Annotated in this window: 20 protein-coding genes and 1 other RNA gene; 18 read left to right on the forward strand and 3 right to left on the reverse strand. The window is 60.7% G+C overall.

Annotation, left to right across the window (positions count from 1 at the left end):
* The first annotated feature begins 98 nt into the window (after positions 1 to 98).
* Complete coding sequence (locus ABS758_RS13375) at positions 99 to 470, forward strand: DUF4870 family protein (protein ID WP_350383699.1); 372 nt, start codon at positions 99 to 101, stop codon at positions 468 to 470.
* Positions 471 to 525: 55 nt separating this feature from the next.
* On the opposite strand, the gene ABS758_RS13380 is transcribed toward ABS758_RS13375, so the two are convergent.
* A complete protein-coding gene (locus ABS758_RS13380; RefSeq protein WP_350383697.1) occupies positions 526 to 798 on the reverse strand; it encodes an SWIB/MDM2 domain-containing protein in 273 nt (90 codons plus the stop codon).
* Positions 799 to 985: 187 nt separating this feature from the next.
* Here ABS758_RS13380 and pyrC point away from each other — a divergent pair, with 187 nt between their 5' ends.
* Entirely contained in the window at positions 986 to 2,047 is a 1,062-nt protein-coding gene (gene pyrC / locus ABS758_RS13385; protein WP_350383707.1) for a dihydroorotase, read from the forward strand.
* Positions 2,048 to 2,075: 28 nt separating this feature from the next.
* Here the strand turns inward: pyrC and ABS758_RS13390 are convergent, their stop codons facing one another.
* Entirely contained in the window at positions 2,076 to 3,920 is a 1,845-nt protein-coding gene (locus ABS758_RS13390) for an ATP-binding cassette domain-containing protein (protein WP_350383695.1), read from the reverse strand.
* Between the two features lie 139 nt (positions 3,921 to 4,059).
* Between ABS758_RS13390 and rnpB the strand changes: the two genes are divergently transcribed.
* From rnpB to ABS758_RS13415, 5 genes are all read left to right on the forward strand, one after another.
* Positions 4,060 to 4,459: RNase P RNA component class A (rnpB, locus tag ABS758_RS13395), an RNA gene on the forward strand.
* A 153-nt stretch (positions 4,460 to 4,612) separates the two neighbouring features.
* Entirely contained in the window at positions 4,613 to 5,443 is an 831-nt protein-coding gene (locus ABS758_RS13400; protein ID WP_350383693.1) for an ABC transporter ATP-binding protein, read from the forward strand.
* Entirely contained in the window at positions 5,424 to 6,131 is a 708-nt protein-coding gene (locus ABS758_RS13405; RefSeq protein ID WP_350383690.1) for an ABC transporter ATP-binding protein, read from the forward strand. Before ABS758_RS13400 ends, ABS758_RS13405 begins: the two co-directional genes overlap by 20 nt.
* Positions 6,103 to 7,206 carry a branched-chain amino acid ABC transporter permease gene (locus ABS758_RS13410; RefSeq protein ID WP_350383687.1) on the forward strand — a complete coding sequence of 368 codons (1,104 nt, stop codon included), beginning with the start codon at positions 6,103 to 6,105 and terminating at the stop codon, positions 7,204 to 7,206. The genes ABS758_RS13405 and ABS758_RS13410 overlap by 29 nt, the downstream gene beginning before the upstream one ends.
* A 12-nt stretch (positions 7,207 to 7,218) precedes the next feature.
* Positions 7,219 to 8,427, forward strand: coding sequence for a branched-chain amino acid ABC transporter permease (locus ABS758_RS13415; protein WP_350383686.1), 1,209 nt, complete (start codon positions 7,219 to 7,221; stop codon positions 8,425 to 8,427).
* A 114-nt stretch (positions 8,428 to 8,541) separates the two neighbouring features.
* On the opposite strand, the gene ABS758_RS13420 is transcribed toward ABS758_RS13415, so the two are convergent.
* Complete coding sequence (locus ABS758_RS13420) at positions 8,542 to 9,891, reverse strand: ABC transporter substrate-binding protein (protein WP_350383684.1); 1,350 nt, start codon at positions 9,889 to 9,891, stop codon at positions 8,542 to 8,544.
* Positions 9,892 to 10,288: 397 nt separating this feature from the next.
* Between ABS758_RS13420 and mraZ the strand changes: the two genes are divergently transcribed.
* The 11 genes from mraZ to ABS758_RS13475 are packed head-to-tail and all read left to right on the forward strand — an operon-like array spanning position 10,289 to position 23,892.
* Positions 10,289 to 10,717, forward strand: a complete 429-nt coding sequence (gene mraZ, locus ABS758_RS13425; protein ID WP_350383683.1) for a division/cell wall cluster transcriptional repressor MraZ — start codon at positions 10,289 to 10,291, stop codon at positions 10,715 to 10,717.
* 9 nt (positions 10,718 to 10,726) lie between these two features.
* Complete coding sequence (gene rsmH / locus ABS758_RS13430) at positions 10,727 to 11,785, forward strand: 16S rRNA (cytosine(1402)-N(4))-methyltransferase RsmH (RefSeq protein ID WP_350383682.1); 1,059 nt, start codon at positions 10,727 to 10,729, stop codon at positions 11,783 to 11,785.
* Positions 11,782 to 12,081 (forward strand): cell division protein FtsL, encoded by a 300-nt coding sequence (ftsL, locus tag ABS758_RS13435; protein WP_350383681.1) that lies wholly within the window; start codon positions 11,782 to 11,784, stop codon positions 12,079 to 12,081. Before rsmH ends, ftsL begins: the two co-directional genes overlap by 4 nt.
* Positions 12,078 to 13,814 carry a peptidoglycan D,D-transpeptidase FtsI family protein gene (locus ABS758_RS13440; protein WP_350383679.1) on the forward strand — a complete coding sequence of 579 codons (1,737 nt, stop codon included), beginning with the start codon at positions 12,078 to 12,080 and terminating at the stop codon, positions 13,812 to 13,814. The genes ftsL and ABS758_RS13440 overlap by 4 nt, the downstream gene beginning before the upstream one ends.
* The gene (murF, locus tag ABS758_RS13445; protein ID WP_350383677.1) at positions 13,811 to 16,597 is read left to right on the forward strand and encodes a bifunctional UDP-N-acetylmuramoyl-L-alanyl-D-glutamate--2,6-diaminopimelate ligase MurE/UDP-N-acetylmuramoyl-tripeptide--D-alanyl-D-alanine ligase MurF; all 2,787 of its coding nucleotides are present in this window, start codon (positions 13,811 to 13,813) and stop codon (positions 16,595 to 16,597) included. The genes ABS758_RS13440 and murF overlap by 4 nt, the downstream gene beginning before the upstream one ends.
* Positions 16,587 to 17,759: a phospho-N-acetylmuramoyl-pentapeptide-transferase gene (gene mraY, locus ABS758_RS13450; RefSeq protein ID WP_350383674.1), complete on the forward strand. Its 1,173-nt coding sequence runs from the start codon at positions 16,587 to 16,589 to the stop codon at positions 17,757 to 17,759. The genes murF and mraY overlap by 11 nt, the downstream gene beginning before the upstream one ends.
* Positions 17,756 to 19,282: a UDP-N-acetylmuramoyl-L-alanine--D-glutamate ligase gene (gene murD, locus ABS758_RS13455; RefSeq protein ID WP_350383672.1), complete on the forward strand. Its 1,527-nt coding sequence runs from the start codon at positions 17,756 to 17,758 to the stop codon at positions 19,280 to 19,282. The genes mraY and murD overlap by 4 nt, the downstream gene beginning before the upstream one ends.
* Positions 19,279 to 20,472: a putative lipid II flippase FtsW gene (gene ftsW / locus ABS758_RS13460; protein ID WP_350383671.1), complete on the forward strand. Its 1,194-nt coding sequence runs from the start codon at positions 19,279 to 19,281 to the stop codon at positions 20,470 to 20,472. Before murD ends, ftsW begins: the two co-directional genes overlap by 4 nt.
* Positions 20,469 to 21,542 (forward strand): undecaprenyldiphospho-muramoylpentapeptide beta-N-acetylglucosaminyltransferase, encoded by a 1,074-nt coding sequence (gene murG, locus ABS758_RS13465; RefSeq protein WP_350383669.1) that lies wholly within the window; start codon positions 20,469 to 20,471, stop codon positions 21,540 to 21,542. The genes ftsW and murG overlap by 4 nt, the downstream gene beginning before the upstream one ends.
* Positions 21,539 to 22,945 (forward strand): UDP-N-acetylmuramate--L-alanine ligase, encoded by a 1,407-nt coding sequence (gene murC, locus ABS758_RS13470; RefSeq protein ID WP_350383667.1) that lies wholly within the window; start codon positions 21,539 to 21,541, stop codon positions 22,943 to 22,945. The genes murG and murC overlap by 4 nt, the downstream gene beginning before the upstream one ends.
* Entirely contained in the window at positions 22,942 to 23,892 is a 951-nt protein-coding gene (locus ABS758_RS13475; RefSeq protein ID WP_350383665.1) for a D-alanine--D-alanine ligase, read from the forward strand. The genes murC and ABS758_RS13475 overlap by 4 nt, the downstream gene beginning before the upstream one ends.
* The last annotated feature ends 7 nt before the right edge of the window (positions 23,893 to 23,899 follow it).

Genomic DNA, 23,899 nt, shown 5'->3' on the forward strand with positions numbered 1-23,899 from the left:
CTCTGCAGGGGCTTTGTTTTGCGCGCTCGCTTCGTACACTCGGGTTAGAATAAACTTCGCCTTAACAAGCACCACACAGTGCCTTCGCAGGAGATTTCATGATTCAGGATGACGACACCCCTGTTCCCGCCGACAAGGGCCTGACGCAAGGTCAGCTGATCCATCTGATGTATGGTTTGTTTGCCGTGGGGATCCTGTCGGCAGGATTTCTGGGCGCCGCTGTGGTTGCCGCTGTGGTGCTGGCTTATCTAAAACGCAGCGACATGGTGGGCACCATCTATGCCGGACACCTCGACTGGATCATCCGCACTTTCTGGTGGGGCCTGTTGTGGCTGGTAATCAGTGCCGCACTGACAACAATCTTTATTGGGTTTATTACCGGTATCGTTGCGATGATCTGGATCATCTACCGCTTGGCCAAAGGCTGGCTGGCCCACTTCGCCGGAGAAACCCCGCTGCCGGGGCTGTAATAAGCAAGCCCCCGGCACTGCCGGGGGCTGCATGGCAATACCAGGGGAAACTGGCTTATTTCAGGTGCTGGCTTACCAGTTTGGTCAGCTCGAACATCGATACCTGATCTTTGCCAAACAACGGGCGCAGCTTGGCATCTGCATTAATGTTGCGGCGGTTGGCCGGGTCTTGCAGATCGTGCTTCTTGATGTAGTCCCAGATGCGCTTGGTAACTTCAGTGCGGGGCACGGCTTCGTTGCCGATGATGGCCGCCAGAGTGGCGCTCGGCGTCAGGGGCTTCATGAAGGCCGCATTGGGTTTGCGCCCGGACTTTTCGGTGGTTGCCATGAATACAGGCTCCTACTTGATTGAATGATTAGCCCCCGAAGCTTACCGCGTGTTTCCCTCAAAGACAAAGCGCTTGCGTAAAAAATCCTTAAGAAAATAATTCAAGAGACGATTCATGAGCATTTCAGACACCTTCACAGAGGCTTCAAGGCCTTTGTCAGCTGTGCAGACAGGCTCAGCGGCCAGTGTGGGCACGCAAGACACGCTTGTCCTGGTGCGCCCCGACGACTGGCATCTGCATTTGCGTGATGGTGCGGTGCTGCGTAGCGTGGTGGGAGATTCGGCGCGCCAGTTCGGCCGGGCCATCATCATGCCCAACCTCAAGCCGCCTGTTACCACCACAGCGGATGCGCGGGCGTACCAGGGACGCATACTGGCGGCATTGCAGCAGGCCGGTGTGCCGGCAGGCGGTTTCCAGCCGCTCATGACGCTATACCTCACCGATCACACATCGGCCGATGAGATCCTTCGTGCCCGCGATTCCGGCATCGTGCATGGGGTCAAGCTTTACCCCGCGGGTGCCACCACCAACTCCGACTCCGGCGTCACTGATTTGCTGGGGCATTGCACGGTAACCCTTGAGGCCATGCAGGCCTGTGGCATGCCACTGCTGGTGCACGGAGAAGTCACTGATCCCGATATCGATCTGTTCGACCGCGAGGCGGTGTTCATCGACCGGGTGATGAAACCCTTGCGTCAGGCGTTTCCTGCGCTCAAGGTGGTGTTCGAGCACATCACAACCGCCGACGGCGTCGCCTATGTGCGCGAGGCGCCCGGGCCGGTGGCAGCCACCATCACGGCGCACCATCTGCTGTACAACCGCAATGCCCTGTTTAAGGGCGGGCTGCGGCCTCACTGGTATTGCCTGCCGGTACTCAAGCGCGAGCGCCATCGTCTGGCACTGCTTGAGGCTGCTACCAGCGGCGACAGCCGATTCTTTCTGGGTACGGATAGTGCGCCGCACCCCAAGGGTGCCAAAGAGCAAGACTGTGGCTGCGCAGGTTGCTATACCGCCCACCACGCAATGGCACTGTATGCCACCGCTTTTGAGTCGGTGGGGCGCTTGCGGCACCTCGAGGCCTTCGCCAGCCTTAATGGCCCGGCTTTTTATGGTTTGTCGCCCAACACAGACACCCTGACGCTCGAGCGCATCGCCCAGCCTGTCCCGGATGTCTTGCCCATGGCCGACACCGAAGTGGTGCCCCTGGCTGCAGGTGAGACACTCGCCTGGCGTGTGCAGGCCAGCTGATCGGCATCAGGCTTGGTTGCACTGGGCTTTATTCGCCGCGTTTGGCTTCCAGTGCCTCCCAGCGCTCAAACAGGGTGTTCAGCTGGGTGTCGATTTCACCGAGTGCCGCCTGGATGTGCTCGGCTTGCTCGGGGCCGTCCCGATAGAGATCTGGGTCGGATAAGGCAGCAGCTTGCTCAGACTGCCTGGCCTCAAGAGCAGCAATCTGGTCGGGTATCTTGGCCAGTTCCTCGGCTTCCCAGGGGGCCAGACGGTTCTTGCGAGATCTGGCGGCTTCTGGTGCCTCTACCGGCTGCGATGTGACTGTTTGCCGCCCCTGCGGGCTGTCATCGGCCTTTGCCGCCGTATCGCCCGTGCCGGATGCCTCGGCCACCTGTGGCGTGGGCCGCTGGATGAGCCAATCGGCGTAGCCACCCACGTATTCCTGCCAATGCCCATTGCCTTCGGCGACGATGGTCTGGGTGACGACGTTATCCAGAAAGCTGCGGTCGTGGCTGACCAGCAGCACGGTGCCGGTGTAGTCTTGCAGCAGGCTTTCCAGCAGTTCCAGGGTATCGATGTCGAGGTCGTTGGTGGGTTCGTCCAGCACCAGAATATTATGTGGCTGGGCAAACATCCTGGCCAAGGCCAGGCGGGCGCGTTCACCCCCCGACAAACTGGATACTGGTGAGTGCGCCCGGGCGGCCGGAAACAGAAAATCCTCGAGGTAACTCATCACGTGCTTGCGCTGATTGCCGATTTCAACCCATTCGCTGCCGGGGCTGATGGTATCGGCCAATGTAGCGGATTCGTCGAGGTGATCGCGCATTTGGTCGAAGTAACCAATCGACAGGTTGGTGCCCAAATGCACACTGCCTTCATTGGGCTGGAGTTCGCCCAGCAAAATGCGTAAAAGCGTGGTCTTGCCTGCCCCGTTGGGGCCGATGATGCCAATGCGGTCGCCACGCAGGATCAGGGTGCTGAAATTCCGGATCAGGGTGTTGCCACCAAACGCGTGACTGACATGCTCCAGCTTGGCCACCTGTTTGCCCGAGCGCTGGCCATCGGCCAATGCAAAGCGCACCTGGCCTTGTTGATCTCTTCGGGCGGTGCGCTCGCGGCGCAAGGCTTCAAGGCGTCGCACGCGACCCTCGTTGCGGGTGCGCCGTGCTTCGATACCCTTGCGAATCCATACTTCTTCTTGCGACAACAGCTTGTCAAACCGAGCGTTGGCCTGTTGTTCTGCCTCAAGCCATTGGGCCTTGCGTGCCTGCCAGGCTGAGAAATTGCCCGGGAAGCTCAGCAGTTGGCCACGATCAAGCTCGATGATCCGGGTGGCCACTGAGTCGAGGAAACGCCGGTCGTGAGTGATCAGGATGATCGTCATCCGGGATTTTTGCAGCAATTCTTCCAGCCAGGTAATGCCTTCGAAGTCCAGGTGGTTGGTGGGTTCGTCCAGCAGCAACAGATCGGGTTCTTGCACCAGTGCCCGGGCCAGCGCCACCCGTTTGCGGGTGCCGCCAGACAAGCCCCGAACCAGGCTGTCGGGGCTCAAGCCCAGTGCGTCAATCAGGGTTGAGGCCCGTGCGCTGCGCGACCAGTCTTCGGAGGCCAGCAGATCGCCGCACAGCACCTGCATGACAGTCTGATCTTCGGGCAAGATAGGTTCTTGCTCGACAGTGGCCACGCGCAGGCCCTTTTGACGTCGGATTTCACCGTCGTCCAGCTGGGTGCGGCCATCCAGTACCCGTAGCAAAGACGACTTGCCGGCGCCATTGCGACCAATAAGACCAATGCGTTCACCGGCCAGAAGGGCGAGCTCTGCATGGTCGAGCAGCGGATGATGGCCATAGGCCAGTTGGGCCTGGCTTAGGGCAAGAATTGTGTCGGGCATAAAAAACCGGAGAAACAGAGGGTGAAAAGTGCGGGCTGCCGGCATGCATCCTGGATGGTTTGCAGGCACCACCGCTTATTGTCGCAGTTTGGTGCCTTGCGTGCCGGCAAGCCCCGCGCATGCCGTACAATTGCGGGGCGGGGCAGATCAGGCAATCGCGGTGCCACGGCACCGAGGAAGGTCCGGACTCCATCGGGCGGGATAGCGGCTAACGGCCGTCCGGCGATCTCTGACGAGAAAGCCGAGGAACAGGGCCACAGAGACGAGTCTGCCATGCGGGTGCGTTTTCGGATGCACACGGGTACGGCTACTCCGTACTGCCGACGGGCTTTTGCCTGTCGGGCATGGCAGGGTGAAACGCGGCAACCTCTATCCGGAGCAACATCAAATAGGCATGCGCCGGCTTTGTGCCGACAGGGCGGCCCGCCCGAGCATGCGGGTAGATGGCTAGAGCATGCCAGCAATGGTATGTCCAGAGGAATGATTGCCCGCCCGGGAAACCGGGTGTACAAAATCCGGCCTATCGATCTGTTCCGCATTTTTCATCTTGGGCATTAGGAATTATGCGCATACGGCTGTGAGAATAGCTGTGATACTCTGTCACCACTTTTTCGAACCAGCGGTTTGCTGTCTATCCTTGCAGCAGATACGCCGGCGGGATTCCAACCCTGGATATCCAGCAGGAGACATCGGTGGCAGATTCGACAGCATCATCTCTGTCGGAGACGGCAACCGGGCAGGCACATCCGCTGCTCGAAGTCCGTGATCTGGCGAAGCGCTTTGGTGGCCTGAAGGCCGTAGACCATTGCTCATTTCAGGTGGAACGCGGCACCATCACAGGCCTGATCGGCCCTAATGGTGCAGGCAAAACCACCATGTTCAATCTTATTACCGGGTTCATCAAGCCCGATTCCGGCCGCATTTTGCTGGATGGCCAGGATATCGGCCACCTTCGACCCGATGAAATTTTCATGCGGGGCATGTGCCGCACCTTTCAGATTCCCCGAGAGCACGGCACCATGAGCGTGCTCGAAAACCTCATGCTGGTGCCTGCGGGGCAAACCGGAGAACTCTGGTGGAACGCCCTGCTGCGTCCGGGCCAGGTCAGATCCGAAGAAGCCCGCCATTTGCACAAGGCACAAGAGGTCCTCGAGTACCTCCAGCTTACCCATGTGCAGCACGAGTACGCCGCCAATCTGTCGGGCGGGCAAAAGAAGCTCCTCGAGATGGGCCGCACCCTGATGGCCGACCCTCAATTGGTGCTGCTCGACGAGCCCGCCGCCGGGGTCAACCGTACGCTGCTGCAAAGCATCATCAAAAATATTCAAACTATGGCGCGCGACCGCGGCATCACCTTCCTGCTGATCGAACACGACATGAACATGGTGATGAACCTGTGCAATCCCGTCATTGTCATGAGCGAAGGACGCAAGCTCGCCGAGGGTGAGCCCGAAGCGGTACGCAACAATCAGGCTGTTCTCGAAGCCTATCTCGGAGGCCAGTATGCCACTGCTGCAGGTTGATTCCATCACAGCGGGCTACGGCGACACCGAGATCCTGCGGGGCTTGTCCATTTACGTCGAAGCCGATGAAATCGTTTCCATCATTGGTCCCAACGGGGCGGGCAAGTCTACCCTGATGAAAACCATTTTTGGCCTGTTGCATCCGCGCCAGGGCTCTATTACGTTTGATGGCCACGACATCAGCCACGACGCCCCGCACCGTATTGTGCGTCGCGGCATGTGCTACGTGCCTCAGGTGGCCAATGTCTTCACCACTCTTACCGTCGAAGAAAACCTCGAGATGGGCGCGTTTCCCATGGGGGCTGTCGATCTCACCGCCGGCAAAGAGCGTGTCTACGACATGTTTCCCAAGCTGCGTCAGCGGCGCCGGCAACTGGCCGGCAAGATGTCTGGCGGCGAAAGGCAAATGGTGGCCATGGGCAGTGCGCTGATGATGAATCCCAAGCTGCTGTTGCTCGACGAGCCCACTGCGGCGCTGTCGCCCAAGCTGGTCGACGAGATCTTCGAACGCATCACCCGCATCAACGAATCCGGTATTGGTGTGTTGATGGTCGAACAAAATGCCCGCCAGTCGCTCGGGATGGCTCATCGCGGCTACGTCCTGGCTAATGGCGAGAACCGACAGGAAGGCACGGGCCAGGCCCTGCTGGATGATCCCAATGTCGGACGACTCTACCTCGGAGGTTGATATGGCCGAAACGGCAAACGCGCTGGCAGACGATGCGCTTGAAGCGTCAGCCGAGTCCGGCTCGGTGGATGTACGCGATTCTGGCGGTGTGCGCAGTGCCCGCTTTGTAGGCGGCGTGCTGCTGCTTGTGCTTATCGGGATGTGGATGGCCGGCTGGCTGTCCGGCACCAGTGCCCAGGATATGCTGTCCCTTACGGCCTGGGGGGTGATGCTGGGCGGGATCATCGCACTGGGCGGCATCGGCCTGACGCTGTGCTACGGGGTGCTTAAGTTTCCCAACTTTGCACACGGCGAGTTCGTCACTCTGGGGGCATATGTTACCTACGGCGTGGTGCTGGTGCTGCCGCAAAGTAATCCCATCTGGCGGTTTTCATTTGGCTGGGAGCTCCTCGTCGGCCTGCTGCTGGCCGCCATTATCACGGCAGTGGTAGCCATCGTCATCGATCGGCTGCTGTACCGCCCCTTGCGCAAGCATCAATCGCCCCTGGTGTTGCTGGCCATGGCGTCGCTGGGCATGGAGTTTCTTTTGCGCGGTATTGTCTACCTCATCTGGGGATCCGATTTCCACTTCTATTATTCAGGGCGTGCCAACCCGGCCCTAGAGCTCCCGCTTGGCTTAAGGCTGCAAGCCGACCAACTCTTTGTCTTTGCTCTGGCTCTGATTCTGGTGATCTTGCTGTACTGGATGCTTAATTACACGCGCATCGGCAAGGCCATGCGGGCCACCGCGGATAACCCCGATCTCGCACAGGTGCGCGGCATCAACACCGAGCAAGTGGTTGCCTGGACATGGGCCATCGGTGCCGGCATGGCCGCGGTGGGTGGGGTGATGTATGGCCTTGCTTCGCAAATGCGTCCCGACATGGGTTTTGTGTTGCTGCTGCCCTTGTTTGCCGCGGTCATCATGGGTGGCATTGGTAGTGCCTGGGGGGCGCTGGTGGGGGCCGTCATCATTGGCATTGCCATGCAGCTTACCTCCGCTTTCCTCAACCCGGCTTATGGGCCGGCAGTCGCTTTTGTCCTGATGGTGCTGGTGTTGCTCATGCGCCCTCAGGGGCTGTTTGCTCAACGCTAAGAGGCGCGTGTCATGGATCATCTGCATTTGCTTAAAGCCTGCTTCTTGCTGATTCCCGCCTTTTTGCTGGGCTGCCTGGTGTTTTCCAGCTGGTGCTGGCCAAAGCGGCTGCCGGCGGCTATCGTGCTGGCAGTGGTCCTGGCCTTTGGGGTGGCTGCCTGGCTGCCGGGCATCATGGATTATCTGGTGTCCTTCAGCATCATGGCCATTATTTACTCCATTCTGTCGCTGGGCCTTAACGCGCAGTGGGGTTATAACGGGCACCTCGATTTTGGTGTGGCAGGTTTTTTTGCCGTGGGCGCCTTTACCATGGCCCTGTTTGTAACCTCCGAGCCCGCTGGTGTCATGGCCGCCTATGCCCAACAATGGTTTGGCCTTAATGCGCCTTACCTGGTGGGCGTGGTGGCTGCAGGCATCATGGCAGGGGTAGTGGCCTACCTGATTGCCCAGCCGATTCTGCACCTCAGGGCTGATTTTCTGGCCATCGCCACTCTGGGTATTGCCGAGATCATTCGTCTGATCTTCCAAAACGAGCGCTGGCTGGCCAACGGGCCGCAGCCGCTGTCGGGCATCACGCAGCCACTGTCCTGCCTGCTGGATTCAGCCAATCCGTGCAGCTGGTTGCCCGAGGCCGTCAAGCCGGCGCTGTCGGCCATGGCGCCTCGCGATTACAGCTATCTGTATCTTGTTATTGTGTCGCTGGGTTTGGCAGTCGTTTATGTGCTGCTCGAAACCATGGTGCGCTCTCCCTGGGGGCGTGCCCTCAGGGCTGTGCGCGACGAAGAAGAATCCGCCGCCATGAACGGCAAACCGGTCAAATCGTTGCGGGTGCAATCCTTTGTGCTGGGGGCCGTCATCATTGGTGTGGCGGGTGCTTTGTATGCTCCTTATATGGTCACCATCGACTACAGCCACTTCAAGCCCCTGTTTGCCACCTTCCTGGTGTGGGTGATGCTGATGCTGGGTGGAAGTGGCAATAACAAGGGCGCTATCCTGGGTGCGTTTGTCATCTGGGCCGTCTGGAGCGGCACCGGCTTTGTCACGGATTACTTGCAAGTGGCGCTGCAAAGTGTGGCTCCCGACATGGCAGCACGCATGTCGTTCTTGCGCTGGGCGTTTGTTGGCCTGCTGCTGGCACTGATTGTGCTGTATCGGCCCCAGGGTATCCTGCCCGAGAAAAAGCGCGTCTCGCGGTTTATTCCGGATGGTCCCAAAAAATAAGCAGCCACGGCGGGCTGCCCCAGGGCAGCAGCCAAACAAAAAGGCCAGTTCGCAAGTGTGAACTGGCCTTTTTGTTTGGCCGGATACCCCGTTTTGGGGCATCCGACGGCTGGCTTATGCCGCTGGAATATCCTTGGCTGCCACCATTTTGACGGTTTCGATTTGGTCGCCGGAGTATTTCCAGATATTGACCGGGGTGATGACGTCGCCGTTTTTGTCGAAATCGCACGGGCCGGCAACACCGTTGTAGTTGATTTTCTTTTTGGCCTTGAGTGCCTTGAGCATCTCGGTGATACGGCCTTGATCGCCGCCGTCGATCAGATCGCCCGGCGGGTTGGCGATTTCACGCAGGTGATCGCGCAAGACGGTGCCGGTGATCTTGGAGGCATCCGTGGCCCCTGCTGCTACCGCAGCTGCCATGGCCAAGCCCGCCACCATGCCGGCGTCGTAGGAGCAGGTGGTAAACGGCGGGAAGTGGTCGTATTTGTAGGTTTCCATGTAGGTTTTGGCGAAGTCTTTGTACGACTGCGTGGTGGTGTCCTCGCCGGGAGCCGTGCCGTAGCGGCCGTCTATGACCTTGCCGCCAACTTCTTTGATGATGTCGATGCTGGCGTTGCCATCGGTGAACTGCCAGTTGGTGAAGTTGAAAGTATCGCGGGATTCTTTACAAATGGCGATGGTATGGGCCGGGTAGCTGACGATGAGTAGGAGGTCGGGTTTGTCTTTGAGCGCCTGGGACAGCATGGATTTGTACGTAGGCTGGACTTCTTCGGGGTGTGGTACCTGGGCCAGCACTGTGCCGCCGCGTTTTTTGAAGGCCGCGGCAAAGGCATTGGACAAGCCCTGCCCGTAGGGGTTGTTGATGTAGATGGTGGCGACTTTCTTGAACTTGTAGTTGGGGTCGATTTCGCCGTTGACGAATTGTGCGGCCACCACACCTTGCATGGCGTCGGAGGCACTGGTACGGAACAGGAGATCGGCCTTGGCATCGGCGGGCAGCACACTGACCAGCGGAGAAGTGGTGCCGTTACCAATTTGCAGAACCCCTGAAGGGATGGTGACTGAGGTGGCAATGGCCACCGTTACGCCGCTAGACCAGCCGTTGATGATGATCGGCGTGTGTTGGGTGTCGACCATCTGGCGGGCAGCTTGCACACCCACGGTGGGCAATGTGGCGCTATCGGCCGTGACGTGGTTGGCGATGATCGGGCCGCCGAAGACCTCTTTTGCGGCAGTGTTGATCTGATCCACCGCCAGACGCACGGCGTCCCGGTAGTAGGGGCCAAACTCGGCTGCCGAACCTGTCATGGGCAGAACCTGGCCAAGATTGATGGCAGGTGGGCCCCCGGCAGCAAGTGCGCGATGCAGCGGCAACATGCCGCCAATCATCATCATGCCGCCTGTTGCCCCGACAGATTGCAGGAATTGGCGACGTGATTTAGGGGTGGAAGTCTGATCCGACATGGAGGGTCTCCTTTTATTGGTGGCTGACGGTACCGCAGGCAAACGTAAAAGAGGCTCGGATGCTTTCGAGTCTGGCGCCGGGTGGCGCCGGGTTGGAGCCTCGGTTGAGGCACGGATTCATTACATAGGCTGGCCCCAGGTCTGTCAATCGGGGATTGGCACGAGTTCAGAAAACGCCTGGATCATGGTTTGTGCCTATTTATGCTGATAAAGGACATTCAGTTTGTTTTGCAGTTCATTGATTTTTCAAGATTTTATTTTTTATGAAATTGTTCAAAACAGTTGTAAGTGCTTGTTGTCATTGAATAAATCTTGAGTTTCTCCTTGACCGCCTTGCGGGTATCCCGTAGAGTGGGGAAAAGTAGATTTTTGTGTGACGAAGTGGGAGACACAACCCATGTTTCAAGGAAGCAGTGCGCTAACGTTGGATGCCAAAGGTCGGATGTCAATCCCGGCCCGGTACCGCGACGCCCTGCTGTCCGACGAGCAAGGCTGTCTTACCCTGACGCGTCATCCGGACGGCTGTCTGATGCTGTATCCGCGCTCTACATGGGAAATCAAACGTGCCCAGATATCTGCACTGACAGCTGCTGCGCGGCCATTGCAGCGGTTTGTGCTGGGGAGTGCCCAGGATGTCGAGATGGATTCAGCCGGACGAATTCTAGTATCACCCGAGTTGCGTGAAGCAGCCGATTTAAAGCGAGAAGTGATGTTGTTGGGGTTGGGGTCGGGTTTTGAATTGTGGAATCGCGAGCAGTGGGAAGCCCGCGGTCTGCAGGACGTCAACCAGCTGGATGCTTCCATTCTTGAGCAGATTTCTTTCTGAGCCCCGTCCATGGCGTATTCCCACCGTACCGTTCTGCTGGAACCGGCGATCGACGCATTGTTGAATGCGTCGTTTGGCCGCGGTGCGCTTTACGCTTCTTCTCCCGACCTTAACGGTGTTTACGTCGATGCAACCTTTGGCCGCGGCGGCCACAGCCGGCTGCTGCTGCAGCGCTTGGCGCCGGGTGCCCGATTACTGGTTTTTGATAAAGACCCGGAAGCCATCGCGATCGCCCGCCAGCTGGCGGCTGAAGATGCGCGTGTTGAGGTGGTGCACGATGGCTTTGCAACGCTTGGTCAGCAGCTGGATGATCGCGGGCTGGCGCAGGTGGATGGAGTACTGATGGATCTCGGGGTGTCGTCACCGCAAATTGACGATGCCAGCCGTGGTTTTTCATTTATGCGCGATGGCCCATTGGACATGCGTATGGACACAACTCGGGGGCAGACCGCCGCCGACTGGTTGGCGCAGGCCGACCAAGATCAGATCAAGGAGGTCATTGCTCATTATGGCGAAGAACGGTTTGCTTTCCAGATTGCAAAGGCGATTGTTTCGGGCCGCCAATCCGGGGTGCTGCGCACCACGAGCCAATTGGCCCAGCTCGTCGCCGGTGTCGTCCGCACGCGCGAAAAAGGCCAGCATCCGGCCACACGGACGTTTCAAGCTATACGGATTTACATCAATGCGGAGCTCGAAGAACTCGCGCACGCCCTCCCGGCAGCCCTGAGTCATTTACGTGACGGCGGGCGGCTGGCGGTGATCAGCTTTCATTCCCTGGAAGACCGCATGGTGAAACAGTGCTTGGCAGCGGCTGCGCGGCCGGGCCAGGAGCAGGCGCGCCTGCCAATCCCAGAGAAGGATATGCCCAAGCCCTGGGTGAACTTGCTCGGCCGTGTGCAAGCGGATGCCGCTGAGGTTCAGGACAATGTCCGTTCGCGTTCGGCTGTGCTGCGCGTGGCTCAACGCACGGCAGAGCCGCTGTCCGCCGGGCAGGCGGCGGCTTTGGTGCATCTGCCGGGCCAGCCTGCGGCGGGTGCCAGGCGGTCGGGCAAAAGGGGGCATCGATGATCCGGGTGGCCATCTTCCTGGCATTTTGCCTCATGCTCTCGGCCATTTCCCTGGTTACCGCGCGCTTTCAGACGCGCGAACTGTTTGTCGCATCCGAGCGCCTTAAATCGCAAGCCCACGAGCTCGACACCGAGTGGCGCCGTTTGCAACTTGAGCGCGCAGAACTGGCCCGCAACGTGCGTATCGATTCGCTGGCGCGCACCGAGTTGCACTTGATCCCGGTGACGCCGGATCGCACGATTTATCTGCAAGAGCCGGCACCGGCTGCAACCTCCTCATCCGGAGGGCGGCCATGAAGCGCTTTGGTTTCCATGAAAGCCCTGTATTGGCCAGTCGCCCGGTCTTCTGGCGGGCGCGGCTGGTGGTAATTGTGCTGATGCTGGCATTTGTGGCACTGGTGGCCAAGGCCTTGTCGCTGCAGATTCTGTCCAACGAATTCCTGCAGCGCCAGGGCGAGCGCCGCTACGAGCGCACCCTGGTGCTGCCCGCCTCTCGTGGCAAGATCTTTGATCGCAGCGGCTCGGTGGTGCTGGCGTCCAGCATGCCGGTGCGCGCCATTTGGGTGATCCCCGAAGACTTCCACAAAGCCAGTGACAGCCAGGTAAAGCAGTTGTCCACCTTGCTGGGCGTCTCCGTGAAAGAAATTCACCAGCGCACGCGCGATGAAGACAAGAATTTTGTGTACCTGCAACGGCAGGTAAGCATGGATGTTGCCGACAAGATCCGTCAGCTAAAAATCCCCGGGGTACAGCAGTTGCCTGAAACCCGGCGCTATTACCCCGAAGGCGAGGTCATGGCGCATATCCTGGGATTTACCAATATCGAAGACCGCGGCATCGAAGGCACCGAGCTGGCATTCAACGATCTTCTCTCGGGCCAGCCAGGTTCGCGTCGTGTCATCAAGGACAGGCTGGGCCGCGTGGTAGAGGACGTCCAAGCGGTGGTGCCGCCGGTGGACGGACAAAATCTGCAACTGTCCATCGATACTGGTATCCAGTTTGATACCTATACTGCCCTCAAGGCCGCAATCGAGCAGCACAAGGCGCGGGCGGGAGCGGCCATTGTGGTGGATGCCCACACAGGTGAAATCCTGGCAATGGTGAACCTGCCTTCCTACGATCCCAACGATACTGCGCAGCGTACGGGGCCGGCCTTGCGCAACCGCGTCATGACCGACACCTTCGAGCCGGGCTCCATCATGAAGCCCTTTACGGCCTCGCTGGCACTGGATGAAGGTGTGATCTCGACGCGGACCCAGTTTGACACGGGCAATGGCCGTTATCGCTATCAGGGGTCCCTGATTTCCGACGTGGGCCACTATGGGGTGCTGACTGTGGGTGGCATCATCCAGCACTCCAGCAACGTCGGCATGACCATGATCTCCGAGCTGCTTAGCTCGCAGGCCATGTGGACAAAATTCTCCGAACTGGGCTTTGGGCGTGTCCCCGAGACGCATTTCCCAGGCATGGCATCCGGGCGCTTGCGCCCCTGGCAACGTTGGCGCCCCATCGAGCGGGCCACCATGGCGTACGGCTATGGGCTGTCAGTGTCTCTTATCCAGGTGGCACATGCCTACACCGTATTCGCCCGCGATGGCGACATGGTGTCCTTGTCTTTATTGCGTCGCGAAGGGCGCCCCACCAGCGTGCAGGTGTATTCGCCCAAGGTGGCGCATCTGATGCGCAGCATGCTCGAAGCTGCCGCTGGGCCGGATGGCGCCAGGCGGGCCCAGGTGCAGGGGTATCGCGTGGCAGGCAAAAGCGGTACGGCGCGCAAGATTGTTGATGGGCAGTACAGCAAAACCAAATATCGGGGCTCGTTTGTAGGCTTTGCGCCCGTGTCTGACCCCCGAGTTGTGGTGGCTGTCTCCATTGATGAGCCCACGACCGGTGGCTATTACGGCGGCGCCGTTGCTGCCCCGGTTTTTTCCGATATTGTTTCCAGCACCCTGCGCCGAATGGGGGTGCGGCCCGATGCGCCCGTGGATTCACTGGTGGCCGTGGCAGAGCAGGGGGCGCATACACGATGAATACGATTGATATCCTGGCCTGGCTTGACGAGCGCGTTCAGCGCCATGCTCATCTGTGCCTGGACTCGCGCCAGATTCAGGTGGGAGATGTTTTCTTTGCCTGCCCCGGTATTGCCACCGATGGGCGTGCCTACATGGGCCAGGCGCAGGCTGCGGGCGCTGCCGCAATTGTGTGTGCCGCAGATGCCGCACACCCGGTGCCTGATGGCATTCCTGTTCTGATGGTGGAAGATCTGGCCTCTTTGCTCGGCGAGATCGCCCACCTGTGGTATGGCCGTCCTTCGGATGCGCTGGCGGTGATTGCAGTGACGGGCACCAATGGCAAGACGTCCACCGTGCGCTGGATTGCGGATGCCATGAATTCCGAGGGCATGCCCTGCGGGACTGTGGGCACGCTGGGTGTCACGCTGGCTGATGGTAGCAATCTGGGCGGTGTGCTTACCACTCCGGATGTGCTGACCTTGCACCGCAGCCTGGCGGCGATCGTGCGCTCTGGCGGGCAGGCGGCTGCCATCGAGGCCTCGTCCATCGGTATCGAACAGGGGCGGCTGGATGGCGTGCGCGTGCAAATTGCCGGCTTCACCAACCTTACCCGCGATCATCTGGATTACCACGGTACTTTCGAGCGCTACAAGCAGGCCAAGTTTGCCTTGTTCTCGCGGCCCGGGCTGCGGGGCGCGGTGATCAACGCCGATGATGCCGCAGGGGGTGAACTCCTGGGCATGTCCTTGTCAGCTTCGCACGTGGTGGGCTACAGCTTGCAACGATCATCTGGCGCCGCATTCAGGGCCGAAGATGTGCAGCATGGCGCCGATGGCCTGGTGTTCAAGCTTTTTGGGCCTGATGGCCGGGTGCAGATTTTTACGCATCTGGTGGGCGAGCACAATATTTCCAATCTGTTGCTGGTGGCCGGTGTGTTGCGCGAGCTGGGCTGGGGGATGAGCCGTGTGGCCCGGGCGCTGGCAGTGTTGCATCCCGTGCCTGGCCGGCTGCAGATGGTGACTGCCATTGGTGGTGCCAGTGCGGCATGCCCGCAGCCTCTGGTGGTGGTGGATTATGCCCATACGCCAGACGCCCTCGAACGTGTCCTGACGGCACTGCAGCCCGTGGCAGCAGAGCGCGGAGGGCGTGTGTGGTGTGTGTTTGGCTGCGGTGGCGATCGGGATGTCGGCAAGCGCGCCATGATGGGTGAAGTCGCAGCTCGGCTGGCCGACGAGCCCGTGGTTACCACCGATAACCCCCGATCAGAATCCCCGGACGCAATTATTGAAGACATTGTGGCCGGCATGCCGGCCCGGCCGCACATCGAGCCGGATCGCGCCACTGCAATTCTCGATACTGTCTGGCGGGCCGGCGAACAGGACGTTGTGTTGCTGGCAGGCAAGGGCCATGAAACCTATCAGGAAGTTCAGCATGTGCGCAGTGCGTTTGATGACCGCGAATGGGCGCGATTTGCGCTGAGCTGGCAGCAGGCCCCGGGGTTGTCCACCGACACGCGCCACGCCAGTGCCGGCGTGATGTTCCTGGCGCTGCGGGGCGAACATTTTGACGGCCATGACTACCTGGATGCTGCCGCCAAGGCTGGTGCGCGGGCGGCCATTGTGTCGCACGCAGTGGCTGGGGCAGCCATCGCGCAGATTGTGCTTGGCGACACCCATCAGGCGCTGATCCGGGTGGCCAGTGTGTGGCGCCGGCAGTTTGATCTGCCTGTGATTGCCGTCACCGGCAGCAACGGCAAGACCACCACCAAAGAAATGATCAGTGCCATTTTGGCCGCGTGGTGGGGCGACGCCGCCCGTCTGGCCACTTGGGGCAATTTCAACAACGAAATTGGCGTGCCGCTGACGGTGATGCGCTTGGGCAAGACGCATCGCGCTGCCGTGCTGGAACTGGGTATGAACCATCCCGGAGAAATCGCCGTGCTGGCAGCAATTGCTGCGCCGACAGTGGCGCTGGTGAACAATGCGCAGCGCGAACACCAGGAGTTCATGAGCTCGGTAGAAGCCGTTGCCCGGGAAAACGGTGCCGTGCTGCAGGCCCTGCCTGCCAACGGTGTGGCCGTGTTTCCCGACGACGAACCCTTTACCGGTTTGTGGCAGCAACTGGCTGCGCCGCGCAAAACCTTGCGCTTTGGCTTTGATGAAAATGCCCAGGTACACGCCTCCCGGATTCAGGCAGGAACAGATCACACCGAATTTCGCCTGCATGTAGGTCAGGAGGTGATCCCCGTTACCTTGCACGCCCCAGGCCGCCATAATCTGCGCAATGCCCTGGCTGCGGCAGCGTGCGCCCGTGCCGCCGGGGCGCCCCTGTCCACCATCGCCGCAGGCCTTGCCGCCTTTGTGCCGGTGGGCGGACGCATGCGCCCCCAGCTGCTGGCCGATGGTTTTCATCTGATCGACGACACCTATAACGCCAATCCTGATTCGGTGCGTGCCGCCATCGATGTGCTGGCTGGTCTGGATGGCCGGAAAGTACTGGTATTGGGCGATATGGCCGAGGTCGGAGACCAAGGGCCCTCCATGCATGCCGAGGTAGGTACCTATGCTCGCCAGTGCGGCATTCAGTGCCTGCTGACCCTGGGTACCGCAAGTGTCGAGGCTGCCCGCGCCTTTGGTGACGGCGCGCAGGCGTTTGATTCGCTGGATGCCTTGCTGCCGCGGCTGCTGGCTGCCCGACCCGCCCACATTCTGGTCAAGGGTTCGCGCAGCATGCGGATGGAGCGCGTGGTGCACGCCCTGCAAACCAATGGTGCAGACCAAGGGGGGAATCATGCTGCTTGAATTGGCACGCTGGCTGGCCGACCATCATTTCCGGGCATTTGGGGTGGTGGAATACATCACTTTCCGGGCGGTTCTGGCATCGGCCACTGCGCTGACCATTGGCCTGTTGGCAGGGCCCTGGCTGATTCGCCGGTTGACGGCACTGAAGATTGGCCAGGCTGTGCGCAGCTACGGCCCGCAAACTCACTTGCAGAAAAATGGCACACCCACAATGGGGGGCGCCCTGATCCTGATCGGGATCGGGATCAGCACCCTGCTGTGGGCCGACTGGACCAACCGCTTTGTCTGGGTTGTGCTGTTGGTGACCTTTGGTTTTGGCTGGATCGGCTGGGCGGATGACTACCGCAAGGTAGTGCACCACGACCCCGAAGGCATGCCGGCACGCCAGAAGTTTTTCTGGCAGGCCCTGATTGGCCTGGTGGCGGCGGTCTATCTCAGTTTCGCGGTGTCGGCACCGGCCAACGCCGATCTCTGGCCGTTGTTTCGCGACTGGGTGCTGAGCGGCTTCACCATGCCTTTGCCTGCGCGGGCCGATTTGATCGTGCCGTTTTTCAAGTCTGTCAGTTATCCCTTGGGTGTGTTTGGCTTTGTTGCACTGACCTGGCTGGTGATTGTGGGTACCAGCAATGCAGTCAACCTTACCGATGGCCTGGACGGCTTGGCCATTATGCCTACGGTGATGATCGGCTCGGCCCTGGGCATTTTTGCTTATGTGGTCGGGCGCGTCGATTACTCCAAGTATCTGCTGTTTCCCTATATCCCGGGTGCGTCCGAGCTCATGGTTCTGTGCGCCGCGATTGCCGGCGCCGGCCTGGCGTTCTTGTGGTTCAACGCGTATCCCGCCCAGGTGTTCATGGGCGATGTGGGTGCCTTGGCGTTGGGTGGTGCGCTGGGCACGATCGCCGTGATTGTGCGCCAGGAGATTGTGTTGTTCATCATGGGCGGGGTGTTTGTGGTGGAGACCCTCTCGGTGATGTTGCAGGTGAGCTGGTTCAAATACACCAAAAAGCGCTATGGCGAGGGCCGGCGCATCTTTCGAATGGCCCCGCTGCATCATCACTTTGAAGTCAGCGGCTGGAAAGAAACCCAGGTGGTGGTGCGCTTCTGGATCATCACCATGATGCTGGTCCTGGTGGGCCTGGCGAGTTTGAAATTGCGATGAGTACCGTATTTGAGTTTCCCTCTGTGCGCCGTGACGGCCTGACCCTGATTCTGGGTTTGGGCGAAACCGGCGTGGCTGCGGCGCGCTGGTGCGCGCACCAGGGGGCGGCTTTGCGTGTGCTGGACACCCGGGATGCGCCCGCGGGCCTGGCCACGCTGGCGGATCAGGGCATCGAGGCCGATGTGCATTTGGGTACAGATGCGCTGCAGCCGGCGACCCTGGATGGGGTGGTGTCGGTTGTGCTCAGCCCTGGGCTCAACCCCCATCAAGCACCTGTGGCCGGATTTTTGCAGGCGGCGCGCGAGCGCGGCATCGAAATCATCGGCGAGATCGAGCTGTTTGCGCGGGCCTTGGCCGATTTGCGCAGCCAGGGCTATACACCTGGTGTGCTGGCGATCACAGGTACCAATGGCAAAACTACCGTCACTGCCCTGGTGCGCCACCTGGCACAGGGGTGTGGGCGCCCGGCCCGGGCGGCCGGGAATATCAGCCCTGCCGCCTTGCACAGCCTGATGGATGCCCTGCAAACAGACGATCTGCCGGCACTCTGGGTGCTGGAGCTCTCCAGTTTTCAGCTGGAAACCACGCACTCGCTGGCGGCCGACGCAGCCGTGGTGCTCAATGTCACGCAAGATCACCTCGACTGGCATGGCTCGATGCACGACTATGCCGCGGCCAAAGCGCGTCTGCTGGAGATGGCCCGGATCCGTATCATCAACCGCGATGATGCGCGGGTATCCGCCATGGTAGAGCAGCCAGAAGCGCTGGATGTTCGCAGTTTTGGCGCCGGCCTGCCGGTTCTGGCGGGCGACCTCGGCCTGCAGAGCTCTCATGATTTGTCCTGGCTGGCCTATGTGCCGCAGATGAATGCTCCTGCGCCTGACAATGGCCGACGCAAAGGCCGTCAGCCGGAGGTGGCCGTGCGCACGCAAGGCACGCCGCACGCGCTGATGCCTGTTGATGCCTTGCAGATCCGGGGGCGCCACAATGCGCTCAACAGTCTGGCTGCGCTGGCGCTGGGCGATGCTGTCGGGCTGGACTGGGCCGGCATGTTGCACGCTTTGCGCCGGTATCGCGGCGAAGCTCATCGAACCGAATTCATCCAGACCATCGCCGGAGTGGATTTCATTGATGACAGCAAGGGCACCAATGTTGGCGCCACGCTGGCTGCACTGCAGGGGCTGGGGCGTCCGGTGGTGCTGATTGCCGGTGGTCTGGGCAAGGGCCAGGACTTCTCGCCGTTGGCCAGTGCTGTGCAGGCGCATGCGCGCGCCGTCATGCTGATTGGCCAGGATGCAGCCATCATCGCGCAAGCCCTGAAAGACAGTGCTGTGCCCCTCATTTTTTGCGACACCTTGCCTGATGCTGTTCAGCAGGGCCTGGATCAGGCGCAGCCCGGCGACGCCGTGTTGCTCTCGCCGGCTTGCGCCAGCATGGATATGTTTCGCAATTACGCCCATCGCAGTGCCTGTTTTGTCGAGGCTGTGCGCGAGCTGGCAGCGGACAGGGGGGAAGTGGCATGAGCCTGATGGCAGACCTCAGCGTGGGCTTCCAGGGTGGACGGCAGGGCCGCACCACCATGCCGATGGTGGACGTCAGCCTGGTGGTGGCGGTGACCGCGCTGGTGCTGTTTGGTCTGTTGATGGTGTATTCGGCGTCGATTGCGCTGGCAGATGGTCCACGCTACGAAAGTTATGGGCGCTTCTATTTTGTCGGCCGGCATGCCGCATTTATTATCGTGGGCCTGCTGGCGGCCTTGGTGACGGCCAGTGTGCCCATGAAGGTCTGGCAGAAGCTGTCCATTCCCTTGTTTGTGCTGGCGCTGGTGTTGCTGCTGGTGGTGCTGGTGCCCGGTATCGGACGCGAGGTCAACGGTGCGCGGCGCTGGTTGTTCTTGGGACCGGTCAATTTCCAGCCATCCGAGCTCATGAAATTCGTCGTGGCCTTGTACGCCGCTGATTACGTGGTGCGCAAAAAAGCGCACCTGCAGGGATTTTGGCGCGGCTTTGTTCCCATGGCAGTGACACTGGTGCTGGTGGGCCTGCTGCTGTTGCTTGAGCCCGACCTTGGGGCATTTATCGTCATTGGTGCCATTGCCGTTGGGGTGCTGTTTATTGGTGGCATCAATCTCAAGCTGTTTTCAACGTTGCTGCTGGGCGTGATGTCCTGCTTTCTGCTGCTGATCTGGCTGTCTCCGTGGCGGCGTGAGCGTCTGTTTGTTTATCTGGATCCCTGGAATCCCGACAACGCTTACGGCAGTGCATATCAGTTGTCACATTCGTTGATTGCCCTGGGACGAGGGGAGTGGTTCGGCGTGGGCCTGGGGGCCAGTGTCGAGAAACTGCATTATCTGCCCGAGGCGCACACCGACTTCATTGTTGCAGTGATTGGCGAGGAACTGGGCTTTGTGGGTGTGATGTGTCTGGTTGCCGTGTTCGGGTTTGTCGTGCTGCGCGGCTTTGAAATTGCCCGCAAGGCCATGGTGATGGATCGGGTGTTTGATGGTCTGGCGGCCCAGGGGCTGACCCTATGGATCGGCGTGCAGGCTTTCATCAATATTGGTGTTTGCGTGGGCTTGTTGCCCACCAAGGGGCTTACCTTGCCGTTGGTCAGCTACGGCGGCTCGGGCATCGTCATGAATCTCGTAGCCATTGCCTTGCTGCTGCGGGTGGATTTTGAGACACGTTGCATGATGAGGGGGAAGCGGCGATGACACAGCCCGTCATTCTCATCATGGCCGGCGGCACAGGCGGGCATATCATGCCGGGCCTGGCAGTGGCCGAGGCACTGCAATCCCAGGGCTGGCAGGTGCTGTGGCTGGGCAATCCTGATCGCATGGAAGGCCGGCTGGTGCCGGCGCACCACATCACGCTTTTGCCCCTGCGGTTTGGCGGGGTGCGTGGCAAGGGCCTGGCGGCGCTGCTCAAGCTGCCCTTTACCCTGGTGGCCGCCTGCCTGCAGGTGCGTCGCTTGCTGCGTCAGCATCGTCCCGATGTGGTGTTGGGTATGGGCGGGTATGCCGCCGTACCCGGTGGCCTGATGGCCCGCCTGAGCAAAATCCCGCTGGTGATTCACGAACAGAATGCGGTGGCCGGCACGGCCAATCGCCTGCTGGCCCGTTTGGCCACCCGGGTATTAAGCGGGTTTCCCGGTGTGCTGCCCGATGCGGTGATGGTGGGCAACCCCGTGCGCGAAGCCTTGCTGTCGGTAACGCCCGCGGAAGCCCGCTATGCAAACCGGCAAGGGCCGCTGCACCTGCTGGTGCTGGGTGGCAGTCTGGGTGCGGCCAGCATCAATGCCGTGGTGCCCGAAGCCCTGGCCTTGATGCCTGAGGACATGCGTCCCACCGTCTGCCATCAGGCGGGTGAACGCCATGCAGACACTGTCCAGGGGCACTATGCGCGCCTGGGGCTGCAGGCGGATGTGCGCCCGTTTATCCAGGATATGGCGCAGGCCCTGGGCGACGCTGATCTGGTGATCTGCCGCGCCGGCGCGATGACGGTGGCCGAAGTAGCAGCTGTCGGGGTAGCGGCCGCGTTTATCCCCTTGCCGCACGCCATTGACGACCACCAGACCGCCAACGCGCGCTATTTGTCTGACTGCGATGGCGGCTGGCTGATGCCGCAGTCCACATTAAGTGCCCGTGCGCTGGCCGACTGGCTGAGCCAACGTCGGCGCCCCGAGTTGGCGGCGGTTGCGGCGCACGCACACGAACATTCCAGCCTGAACGCTACGCAGCTGATTGCTGAAGCTTGCGTCCATACCCAGAAGGAATCGGTATGAAGCATCGTATACATAATATTCATTTCGTCGGGATTGGCGGCGCGGGCATGAGCGGGATCGCCGAGGTGCTGCTGAATCTGGGCTATGCCATCAGCGGCTCGGATGTGCAGGAAACCGCCGTTACCCGTCGCCTGGCCTCCTTGGGCGCCCGGATTTCCATTGGTCATGATGCCGCGCATATCCAGGGCGCCGGTGCGATTGTGACTTCTACGGCAATCCACGCAGACAACCCTGAGGTACTGGCCGCACGCGCCGCCCGTGTGCCGGTGGTGCCCCGGGCCCTGATGCTTGCCGAACTCATGCGCTTGAAGCGCGGGATTGCGGTGGCCGGTACCCATGGCAAGACCACCACCACCAGCCTGGTGGCCAGCGTGCTGGCTGCGGGCGGGCTGGATCCCACCTTTGTGATTGGCGGGCGCCTGAATGCGGCCGATGCCAATGCGCGTCTGGGGCAGGGCGAGTACATCGTGGTCGAGGCCGACGAATCCGACGCTTCGTTTTTGAACCTGCTGCCGGTGATGGCAATCATCACCAACATCGACCTTGATCACATGGACACCTATGGCCATGATGTGGCGCGCCTGAAAAGCGCCTTTGTCGAATTCACCCAGCGCCTGCCTTTTTATGGCAGCGCAGTGCTGTGCCTGGACGATTCCAATGTGCGTGAAATCATGCCGTTTGTCTCGCGTCCCATGACCACCTATGGCATCGACACGCCTGCCCAGGTGCGTGCCCGGGATCTGCGAGCGGAGGGCACCGCCATGGCGTTTGTGGTGGAGCGCCAGGGCCAGCAAGGCGCTCTGCCGCCGCTGGATATACGCCTGAACCTGCCGGGCCGACACAATGTGCTGAATGCCTTGGCCACCATCGCCGTCGCCACCGAGCTGGGTGTGCCTGATGGCGCCATTGTCGAGGCATTGGCGCAGTTTCGAGGCGTGGGCCGGCGCTTTACCCAAGTGGGCGACTTTCCTGTGTCGGCACGCAACGGAGGGGGGATGTATTCGGTGGTGGACGATTACGGCCACCATCCCGTGGAGATGGCGGCTACGCTGGCTGCCGCTCGTGGCGCCTGGCCCGATCGCCGCGTGGTGCTGGCGTTCCAGCCTCATCGCTATACCCGTACGCGGGACTGCTTTGAAGACTTTGTACGCGTGCTCAGTTCGGCCGATGCCGTGCTGCTCACCGAGGTCTATCCCGCTGGCGAGGCACCCCTGATTGCCGCGGATGGCAGGGCACTGGCGCGCGGCTTGCGGGTAGCCGGCAAGGTAGAGCCTGTCTTTGTGGAAAACGTGGCCGAGATGCCTCAGGCGATTCAGGATTTTGTGCGCGACGGCGATGTGGTGATCATCATGGGCGCCGGCTCAATCAGCCGGGTGCCCGCGCAATTGGGAGGCCTGTCATGAAGCAAGACTGGGGTCGTGTGGGTGTGCTGTATGGTGGCCTGTCCTCTGAGCGCGAGGTGTCGCTGATGTCGGGCACCGGTGTCTGCGCGGCTTTGCGAGAAGCCGGTGTGGATGCGCATTTGTTTGATACCGGGCGGCAAAGCCTGGCCGAGCTGTCTGCCGCCGGCTTTGATCGGGTGTTCATTGCCTTGCATGGCCGATACGGTGAAGACGGCACGATTCAGGGTGCGCTCGAGCTCCTGGGCATTCCCTACACCGGTAGCGGTACGTTGGCCTCCAGCCTGTCCATGGACAAGATCGCCACCAAACGACTTTGGCTGCAGCACGGTTTGCCCACGCCACGATTTGTGGCGCTTGAGCAAGCGGCCGCCGGCCAGACGGATCTTGTGGCTGAGCTGGGTTTACCCCTGATTGTGAAGCCTCCGCATGAGGGCTCGACCCTGGGTCTTACCCGGGTGTTCTCCGCCGGGCAGTTGCCGGCCGCTTTGGCGCTGGCTTATGCGCATGATGAGTGCGCCCTGGCCGAGCAGTTCATCGAGGGCCGGGAGCTTACCGTGCCGCTGCTGGGTACCGGTGCCGATGCACATGCCCTGCCGGTGATTGAAATCATTGCCCCCCAGGGAAACTACGACTACGAGCACAAGTATGTGTCCAACGACACGCAGTACGTGTGTCCGGCTGATCTGCCTGAGCCCCTGACCCAACAGATTCAGTCGCTGTGCGTGCAAGCCTATCGCGTCCTGGGGTGCGAGGGCTGGGCTCGGGCTGATCTGATGCTGGATCGGAATAATCAGCCCTGGTTGCTTGAAATGAACACATCTCCCGGCATGACCAGTCATTCGCTGGTGCCCATGGGTGCGAAAGCCCTGGGTATGAGCTATGGCGAGTTGTGTGTTGCCATTCTTGCCACCGCGCGCTGCAAAGTGCAGCGCCCGGAAGCCCACTGAACAGGAG

It is taken from the genome of Castellaniella sp. FW104-7C03, assembly GCF_040276085.1.
Lineage (GTDB): Bacteria > Pseudomonadota > Gammaproteobacteria > Burkholderiales > Burkholderiaceae_B > Castellaniella.

Excerpts from the sequence above, each read along its gene's own strand:
- murG (WP_350383669.1), top strand. The coding sequence starts at position 20,469 with ATGACACAGCCCGTCATTCTCATCATGGCCGGCGGCACAGGCGGGCAT.
- ABS758_RS13420 (WP_350383684.1), bottom strand. The coding sequence starts at position 9,891 with ATGTCGGATCAGACTTCCACCCCTAAATCACGTCGCCAATTCCTGCAA.
- ABS758_RS13405 (WP_350383690.1), top strand. The coding sequence starts at position 5,424 with ATGCCACTGCTGCAGGTTGATTCCATCACAGCGGGCTACGGCGACACC.
- ABS758_RS13390 (WP_350383695.1), bottom strand. The coding sequence starts at position 3,920 with ATGCCCGACACAATTCTTGCCCTAAGCCAGGCCCAACTGGCCTATGGC.
- ABS758_RS13475 (WP_350383665.1), top strand. The coding sequence starts at position 22,942 with ATGAAGCAAGACTGGGGTCGTGTGGGTGTGCTGTATGGTGGCCTGTCC.
- mraY (WP_350383674.1), top strand. The coding sequence starts at position 16,587 with ATGCTGCTTGAATTGGCACGCTGGCTGGCCGACCATCATTTCCGGGCA.
- murD (WP_350383672.1), top strand. The coding sequence starts at position 17,756 with ATGAGTACCGTATTTGAGTTTCCCTCTGTGCGCCGTGACGGCCTGACC.
- ABS758_RS13410 (WP_350383687.1), top strand. The coding sequence starts at position 6,103 with ATGTCGGACGACTCTACCTCGGAGGTTGATATGGCCGAAACGGCAAAC.
- ftsW (WP_350383671.1), top strand. The coding sequence starts at position 19,279 with ATGAGCCTGATGGCAGACCTCAGCGTGGGCTTCCAGGGTGGACGGCAG.
- murF (WP_350383677.1), top strand. The coding sequence starts at position 13,811 with ATGAATACGATTGATATCCTGGCCTGGCTTGACGAGCGCGTTCAGCGC.
- ftsL (WP_350383681.1), top strand. The coding sequence starts at position 11,782 with ATGATCCGGGTGGCCATCTTCCTGGCATTTTGCCTCATGCTCTCGGCC.
- ABS758_RS13380 (WP_350383697.1), bottom strand. The coding sequence starts at position 798 with ATGGCAACCACCGAAAAGTCCGGGCGCAAACCCAATGCGGCCTTCATG.
- ABS758_RS13375 (WP_350383699.1), top strand. The coding sequence starts at position 99 with ATGATTCAGGATGACGACACCCCTGTTCCCGCCGACAAGGGCCTGACG.
- mraZ (WP_350383683.1), top strand. The coding sequence starts at position 10,289 with ATGTTTCAAGGAAGCAGTGCGCTAACGTTGGATGCCAAAGGTCGGATG.
- ABS758_RS13440 (WP_350383679.1), top strand. The coding sequence starts at position 12,078 with ATGAAGCGCTTTGGTTTCCATGAAAGCCCTGTATTGGCCAGTCGCCCG.
- ABS758_RS13415 (WP_350383686.1), top strand. The coding sequence starts at position 7,219 with ATGGATCATCTGCATTTGCTTAAAGCCTGCTTCTTGCTGATTCCCGCC.
- rsmH (WP_350383682.1), top strand. The coding sequence starts at position 10,727 with ATGGCGTATTCCCACCGTACCGTTCTGCTGGAACCGGCGATCGACGCA.
- murC (WP_350383667.1), top strand. The coding sequence starts at position 21,539 with ATGAAGCATCGTATACATAATATTCATTTCGTCGGGATTGGCGGCGCG.